The following is a 7,227-nucleotide window of genomic DNA, read 5'->3' as shown; positions in this document are numbered from 1 at the left end:
GTCCAAGGACGAGGAGGTGAACGAGAACGACTCGGCGTCCGGTTCACAGGGAGGGCGCACTTCGCCGAACGGTTCCGCTCCACCGAACGGGTCGGCCCCGCCCAACGGGTCGACACCACCCAACGGCTCCGCGGCCCCGAACGGGACGGTGGCGAACGGGACGACCACGGACGGATAGTCGGCCCGATCTACTGACGGACGAATACGGGTTCGCGGTCGGATGACCACGAAAATTGGTCGCGTCTCAGTCCTCGGACAGCCCGAAAAGCCGTTCCGCGTTTCGGTGGGTGATCTTTTCGAGGTCCGAGGGTGGAACGTCCACGTTCTCGATGAACCGGCGACCCTTCTCGTTGGAGCTGTACGGGTAGTCCACGGCGAACATGACGTTGTCGGCTCCGACGGCCTCAAGCGCCGCCCTGAACGGTATCTGGCTGAACATCCCGCTCGTAGTGAGCCAGAAGTGTTTGCGGAAGTAGTGCGGGACATCGTGTTCCAGTTCGGTGGTCAGCGGGCTGAGCCACTCGTCGATGCGGTCGAGCATGAACGGAATCATCTCACCCATGTGGCCGAGAACGATTTTCAAGTCGGGCAGGCGGTCGAACACACCCGACGCGATCAACCGCAACGCGTGGAGCCCAGCCTCGGCGTGCCACCCCCAACTCGTGGTGGCGAGCGAGAAGTCGATTTCCGATCCGAACCCCTCGTAGTACGCCTCTTCGACCTCATCCGGTGGAAACCCGGGGTGGATGTAGAGCGGCACGTCGAGTTCCGCGGCCCGTTCGAGTACCGGCACGAACCGCGGATGGTCGAGGAACTGGCCATCGGTCGCCCCGTTGATCATCGCGCCGACGAACCCGTGCTCCGCGACGGTCCGTTCGAGTTCGTCGGCCGCTTTCTCGGGGGCTGCCATCGGCAACGTGGCGAACCCGGCGAACCGGTCGGGATGGGCGGCGACCGCGTCCGCGAGTTCGTCGTTGGCCTCCTCGGCGAGCGTGACCCACTCCTCCGCCGTCAACTCCACGCCGTGCAATTGCGTTTCCGAGATGACCTGTACGTCGATACCCCCCTCGTCCATCGCCGTCAAGCGCTCCTCGCCGAGATCCCCGAGTCGGTTCGTCAGCGACGTCTCCGTCGTGTCCCCTTCTCCGGGATCGTCGCCCGCCCCCTTCTCGGCGAAGCCGCTTGCGACGAAGTGTTCTTCGACCGCGATGGTTCGCATCGCTCACCGTACAGTCGCCAGGGTGTTAAACGGTGGCACACAACGCTCGAATCGGGAAGTCGGCCTCGGCACTCCTCGACCTCGGCGACTGACCGGGTCCATGCTATTTCAGGGTCAAAGTGGTAGATCGTTGTATGGTCCCGGATGAGTCTACTTCCAGCGGGAGTTCTCATCGCTCTACGGAGGTAAAGACGAGCGTACGATACTGGGGGCCAGCGATCGCCGTGAGTCTGACGACGTTCATCGTGGTCATCAATGCATCCCTGATGAACGTGGCGATTCCGACGATGGTGAACGAGTTCGATACCTCGGTCACCGCGATTCAAGGGGCGGTTTCACTCTATTCGCTGGTGATCGCTGCGCTGATTCTCCCGGCCGGAACGCTGCCGTCTCGGCACAGTAGCAGGCGTGTAATGGCAGTCGCACTGATCGTCTATACCGGTGGGACGCTGGTGGCGGCGGTTAGCTGGAATACTACGGTCCTCTATATCGGCTGGTCGCTCATCGAGGGGGCCGCGGCCGCGGTGTTACTTCCCCTGACGTTCACCGTCTTGACCGTCAGTTACGAAGACGATGACCGGGCGAAGGCGTTCGGGTTGTTGGCTGGCGTGAACGGCGTTGCATCGACCCTTGGACCGATCATCGGTGGTGCCCTGACTACGTACGCGAGTTGGCGGTGGGGGTTTTCCCTCCAACTCATCGGAATGGGAGGTATTCTCTTCTTCGTCCGGTACGTGAGTCCGAACCCACTGTCGGAAACGCGCAGTTCGCTGGATAAAGGCGGGACTGCGCTGTCCATCGTCGGTGCGACGTCGCTCGTCACCGGATTCCTTCTCAGCGGGAAGTACGGGTGGTTACTCGTGAGGCGACCGTTTTTCGTCGGCGACGTGCAGTTCAACCCGCTCGGCACGTCGCCGACGATTTGGTTTCTCGGGGTCGGATTCCTCGCGTTCGCCGCGTTCGTTCAGTACGAACGCCGAATGGAGCGTGCCGGGAAATCCCCGCTCGTTCCGCTGCACGTGCTGACGAACCGTTCCTTTTTGTCCGGTGTCGTCACGTACAATATCCGGTCGATAGTCTCGGCTGGCTTCATGTTCATCTTCCCGGTCTATCTCCAGGCAGTACTCGGATACACCGCCTTCGAGACCGGGATAGCGTTGCTACCGTATTCCCTCGCGTCGATCCTCTTCGCGACGGTTACGCCCGGGTGGCGTACGTTCGTCTCGCCGAAGACGCTCATCCAGGTCGGCATCGTGTCCATGGGCCTCGGACTGGTGCTGTTGTACGAGCAGACGGGTCCCGGTCAGACGATCGGCAGGATGGTTATTCCGGTGGCGCTGTACGGTGCAGGAGTTGGACTCATCCTGGCACAGATCACCAACATGACGATGTCGGCCGTCCCCGACGCGGACTCCGCCGAGGCGTCCGGAGTCCTGAACGTGAGCAGTTCGATAGGATTTTCGCTGGGGACGGCAGTCGTCGGCTCGTTTCTTCTCGGACGGTTCTACGGCAGCGTCGTCGATGGCGTCCTGCGAGCGCGCGACGTGACGCTCACGATGGAGCAGCGGTACGAATTGGTGATCGCGCTCGAAGACGCAGCGGAGACAGCGACCAAAGCAACACAGCAACACGTCCTGAGTCAACTCACCCCTCCGCAACGACGATTACTCCGCGGCATCTTCGAGGCCGCGATGTTCGACGCTCAACGGGCGGCGCTACTCCTTCTCGTACTGTTCGTGTTACTCCTACTCGTCGCATCGACGTTCCTGCCACGGCAGATACCGGGGGACGAAGAAGAAACCGACAACTCCGAATCACCGTAGGGTAAAACACGTGAGGAACGAGAGGGATGAATAGTCGGTAGTAGTTCGGCCTCGGCACTCATAGGGTTCGTCATAACCAGCCGCCACGCCGGTTCGGAACACCGTTCTTGTCATCGGCCGTTTGACGTTACTACCTGTCCAGCATTTGGATGCCGTGCTCCACGACAGCCTCGGTCACGAAAAGACTCATCTCCCGCTGGAGGGCCCGCATACGCGACGCCGCTTCGTCTTTGTCGAGTAATCCGCGACTGTAACCAAATGCAATGACACCGACAGAACCGTGTACTTCGATACCCGCGTCGGATGCCACATCTCGGGCGGCGAGGTCATCCGTTAGAAGAACGACTGCGCGCTCTTTTGCGACCGTTAACGCGGCGCGCTCTCCTGCATCCAGTTCATCAAACGCGATTTCGTTTTCGCCCGCCTTGACGAGTTCGTACGAGAGATTGGAGACCCCGTCCGGAACACCACCGGCTTCGACCTCCCCGTAAACCGTCTCTGGAACGAGAAGCGTGTCGAACGTCGCAAGCAGTTCAAGCGAATCGATTTCAGCGAGGTGGATAAGCGGTCCTGCATCCGAGACTGCCGCGACCGTCACGCGTTCAAGCCCCAGTCAACGTCATCCTCGACAACCTCTCGCTCCCGCTCTGCGCGCTCGACTTTCGTCCGGCCAACGCGTTCGATTGCTTCCTCGCGGGTAAACTCACCGCCGAAGTACTGTGCAAGAACGAGGTCTTCCCACAGGTCTTCGAGCCCGCGTTCGAGGGCTTGCTCGAACACCTCGGACTCGGGAAGGCGGCGAGCTTTCGCAATTTCTCGAACCCGATCAGAAATCTCGGCGGCCATAGCGTAGAGTTATCCGTCAACGTTCTTAAATCCGGGGACGAGTGTAATCGTTCCCGGACGTATCATCCGATCTTCTGTGGCTGTTGTCGAACTGATTTCATACACGATCGCCAAAAACGCAGGGCCTCGGCACTCATAGGGTTCGTCATAACCAGCCGCCACGCCGGTTCGGAACGCCGTTCTCGTCATCGGCCATCCGGCGATAGGGACACCGGGGAAAAGAGCGTTTCCGTCGAACGATCTGTTCTCAGGCGACGGGAACTACGATCGGTGTACAAGACCGCGGGAGACGAACCTTCGACCATGCACGTGGACGAATTCGGATCGGAACACCCCGAATCGGAACAGCGGACCGAGCAGGTCTGGATGGTCGAACGGACGTTCTCCGCGGACTCGCCGCATATCTTGGTGACCGTCTACGCGACGCCGGACGGGTCCCGATACCTGCAGAAGGAGCGGGCGTTCAACCGCTTCGGGTCAGGACCGGGGCCGGAGGTGACGGCTGCCATCACGGTCGAATCGGAGCGCCTGACGCCCGTCACCGACGCTGAGACACGTGATCGGTACGCGAACGAAGCGGAGCGCATGCGAGCGCGCCACGACCCGGACGACCCCGTGTAGGACGACATCGTGTAGCCGACGAGCCGCTGTAATCGGATACTGCGGCGTGAAATCGTCCGGAGCCGTTCGGCAGGAAGTTATTTTCTTCTCCCGTTCCCCCTTTCAACCATGGCAGACGTACTCCCCGACGAAGCCGAGACGCTCCTCTCGGAGGTGTCCGTGATGGCCCACCTCGCGACGTGTTCGGACGACCGACCGCACGTCGCACCCGTCTGGTACCACTACGAGGACGGGATCGTTTCGATCCTCACGAGCGGGCGCAAGCTAGCGAACATCCGAAAAAACCCGCGCGTCGCACTCTCGATCCAGAAGGACACCGCCGGGGGTGCCGAATGGAAAGTTACGATGCAGGGGACGGCCGCGGTGGTCGAGGACGAGGAAGAAGTGATGAAAGCCGCCGAACGGATCAACCCGCGGTACGGTGCTGATACGGACGCCTACCCGGAGAACACGCTCGTGCGAATCGAGGTCGGGTCCGGGACGTTCACCCGCTACTGATTTTCGACTGCTCTACTCGACCCGTTCCCGTGCGGCGGCGACCACCAGCGCGAGCGTAATCGTCGCGGTGGACGTGGCGTTCGTGTTCGCCCTCTCCGTCGTGGTCGGCGTGTCCCTGGTTGTCACTGTCGTGCTCGACGCTCATACGCCACGCTGTCGGCTACAGGCGATTCGATTTCCCGGTTAGAAACGGTGTTGCCGACTGCCACGAGGGCGCGCGTGGTGTGAGGTCGGGCACCAGCGGCGCTTCGATTAGCCGTAACCGAAGTTCGGCTATCGGGGCCGGTCGGCGACGGCCCGTGTCCGGCGAGACCGGAACGTGACCTCGATAGTTCCGGCGGTCCTCATGGGCCGTTGAAACCCGCAGGACACGTCCGTTTCCTCGCACTCCCCCCTTTTAATACCTCCTCTTTGGACGAAATCGTACGATACATCTCGAAAAATCAGTAGCATCACCGAGGTAGTTGTAGGCGAATAAGACAGTAGTTGCAGACGACACGGGACGTAGTTGTAGGTGACCGAATGTGTAGTTACAGATACGTCGCCGCGTCAATGAAGGGTGTTACCAACCACCAATGTCCGGCGAGTGATTCGGGCACCCCGCCTCGGGGTCGTCGCCGTCATCGACAATCGGATGCCACAAGGGTCATATTGGACCCCTGCATCCCAGCAGGTATGGATCGTTCACTCGTGCGGAGAATCCTCTTCGGATTTCTTCTGACCGTTCCTGTCTTCGCGCTCTTGTTCTGGTTCGTCGACATCGACCCCGTTCTCGCGGCGCTCGAACAGGCACGGCGAACGGTTCTCGGACTGGTGTTGTTGACGACGATTGGCTGGTTGTTCGCGTGGAGTCAATCGCTCCGAACCGTGCTCCGAACGTTGGACGTTTCGGTGTCCGTCCCGTGGTCGTTCTTCCTGTTCTCGGGCGCGACGTTCTCGAACAACGTGACGCCGTTCGGTCAAGCGGGCGGTGAGCCGATCACGGCCTACCTCATCTCACGAACGTCCGGGACCAGATACGAAACCGGGTTGGCGGCGATCGCCAGTGTCGATACCCTCAACTTCGTCCCCTCGTTCGTGTTCGCAACGGTCGGGATCAGCTACTACGCCATCGTACTGACGCTCTCGTCGCGTCTGAAGTTCGCGGCCGTCCTCCTCGGCGGGATCGGAGTCGTTCTCGTCGGCGGGGGGTACTATCTGTGGACTTCCCGGGCAACCGCTGAACGACGGGTGTCGGCCTGGGCTGCTGGCCTCTTCGACCGCGTCGCGGGTTACATCCCCCGCTTTTCGGCACCCAGTCAGGAGTCGATTCGGAGCCGAATCGCACACTTCATCGGCACTATCGAACAGGTCGCCGCGAGTCCGACACGACTCGCCATCGCGCTCGGGTTTTCCGGTGCCGGGTGGCTGTTTCAGGCGGGTGCGTTGTGGCTGGCGTTTTACGCGATCGGTACCAGCATCTCCTTCTCCGTCGTGCTGTTCGCGATTCCCATCAGCGCTATCGCTGGCGTGACTCCGCTCCCCGGTGGTGCAGGGGGAATCGAAACGGTTCTCGTCGCGCTCCTCGCCTCGGCGACGAGCGTCGAGTCGGCGATCGTCGTCGCGGCGGTCGTCATCTTCCGCGGACTGATCTACTGGGTTCCGACCCTCATCGGTGGCAGCGTGCTCGCGGCGCTCACGGCAAAACGGGCCGCCTGACCATCACCATCAAGACGCCCGAAGGAATGGGTCTGTCGCCCGGCCGAACTATATCCATCGGTACCTAACCCACTAGCTCGGAGATGACCTTCGCGACGGCCTACCTCGAAATAGAGAAGGAGGATGCACACGAGCACATCATGAAGTCCGTAGAGGGTCTTCGCTCGAAGACGGTCGACGACTCGATAGAGTATCGGAACGCGAGCGGGATGCTCCTCGCCATCCTGTCGGAGACGGACGAAGTGCCGGGGGCGAACACGAAGCTACGATACCAAATTTCGGTGATCGCCCCGTTCCTCGCCCACGGTCGAGTGAAGGCGGAGGAAATCAGAGCGGCGGTCGACGAGTACCGAGTCGAAGGATAGTCCTCACAGACCTGTCGGCGCGTCGATGAAGGTCGTCGTCAGCCCCCATTCCTCGGCGAGCGATTCGAGCGACTTCACGCCGAACGTTTCCGTCGCGTAATGGCCCGCGAGGAAGACGTTCAGCCCCACTTCACGCGCTTCGTGGTAGACCTTTTGC

10 protein-coding genes are annotated in these 7,227 nt (G+C 61.3%); 6 read left to right on the top strand and 4 right to left on the bottom strand.

The genetic code is table 11. The features are described from left to right. Positions 1–195: hypothetical protein (locus tag WBV42_RS18660; protein WP_423987362.1), on the top strand; the 195-nt coding region annotated here is incomplete at its 5' end. Positions 196–244: 49 nt separating this feature from the next. Here the strand turns inward: WBV42_RS18660 and WBV42_RS18655 are convergent. Then, positions 245–1,219, bottom strand: coding sequence for an amidohydrolase family protein (locus WBV42_RS18655; RefSeq protein ID WP_423987361.1), 975 nt, complete (start codon positions 1,217–1,219; stop codon positions 245–247). 224 nt (positions 1,220–1,443) lie between these two features. Between WBV42_RS18655 and WBV42_RS18650 the strand changes: the two genes are divergently transcribed. Continuing rightward, the gene (locus tag WBV42_RS18650) at positions 1,444–3,042 is read left to right on the top strand and encodes an MFS transporter (protein ID WP_423987360.1); all 1,599 of its coding nucleotides are present in this window, start codon (positions 1,444–1,446) and stop codon (positions 3,040–3,042) included. A gap of 130 nt (positions 3,043–3,172) precedes the next feature. On the opposite strand, the gene WBV42_RS18645 is transcribed toward WBV42_RS18650, so the two are convergent. Further along, a complete protein-coding gene (locus WBV42_RS18645) occupies positions 3,173–3,640 on the bottom strand; it encodes a nucleic acid-binding protein (protein ID WP_423987359.1) in 468 nt (155 codons plus the stop codon). Next, positions 3,637–3,888: a hypothetical protein gene (locus tag WBV42_RS18640; protein ID WP_423987358.1), complete on the bottom strand. Its 252-nt coding sequence runs from the start codon at positions 3,886–3,888 to the stop codon at positions 3,637–3,639. Before WBV42_RS18640 ends, WBV42_RS18645 begins: the two co-directional genes overlap by 4 nt. Positions 3,889–4,191: 303 nt before the next feature. On the opposite strand from WBV42_RS18640, the gene WBV42_RS18635 reads away from it, so the two are divergent. The 4 genes from WBV42_RS18635 (at position 4,192) to WBV42_RS18620 (ending at position 7,070) form a co-directional block, all read left to right on the top strand. Then, entirely contained in the window at positions 4,192–4,509 is a 318-nt protein-coding gene (locus tag WBV42_RS18635) for a hypothetical protein (RefSeq protein ID WP_423987357.1), read from the top strand. A 108-nt stretch (positions 4,510–4,617) separates the two neighbouring features. Continuing rightward, complete coding sequence (locus tag WBV42_RS18630) at positions 4,618–5,007, top strand: pyridoxamine 5'-phosphate oxidase family protein (RefSeq protein ID WP_423987356.1); 390 nt, start codon at positions 4,618–4,620, stop codon at positions 5,005–5,007. Positions 5,008–5,682: 675 nt separating this feature from the next. Next, the gene (locus WBV42_RS18625) at positions 5,683–6,705 is read left to right on the top strand and encodes a lysylphosphatidylglycerol synthase transmembrane domain-containing protein (protein ID WP_423987355.1); all 1,023 of its coding nucleotides are present in this window, start codon (positions 5,683–5,685) and stop codon (positions 6,703–6,705) included. Between the two features lie 83 nt (positions 6,706–6,788). Continuing rightward, on the top strand, positions 6,789–7,070 hold the full coding sequence (locus WBV42_RS18620; protein ID WP_423987354.1) for a hypothetical protein: 282 nt from the start codon (positions 6,789–6,791) through the stop codon (positions 7,068–7,070). 3 nt (positions 7,071–7,073) lie between these two features. Here WBV42_RS18620 and WBV42_RS18615 read toward each other — a convergent pair. Further along, the coding region (locus WBV42_RS18615) for a Nif3-like dinuclear metal center hexameric protein (RefSeq protein WP_423987363.1) at positions 7,074–7,227 on the bottom strand (154 nt) is incomplete at its 5' end.

The organism is Haladaptatus sp. (assembly GCF_049589095.1).
GTDB lineage: Archaea > Halobacteriota > Halobacteria > Halobacteriales > Haladaptataceae > Haladaptatus.
Note: the sequence above shows the minus strand (reverse complement) of the source record. Positions and strands in the feature narration are given on the sequence as shown.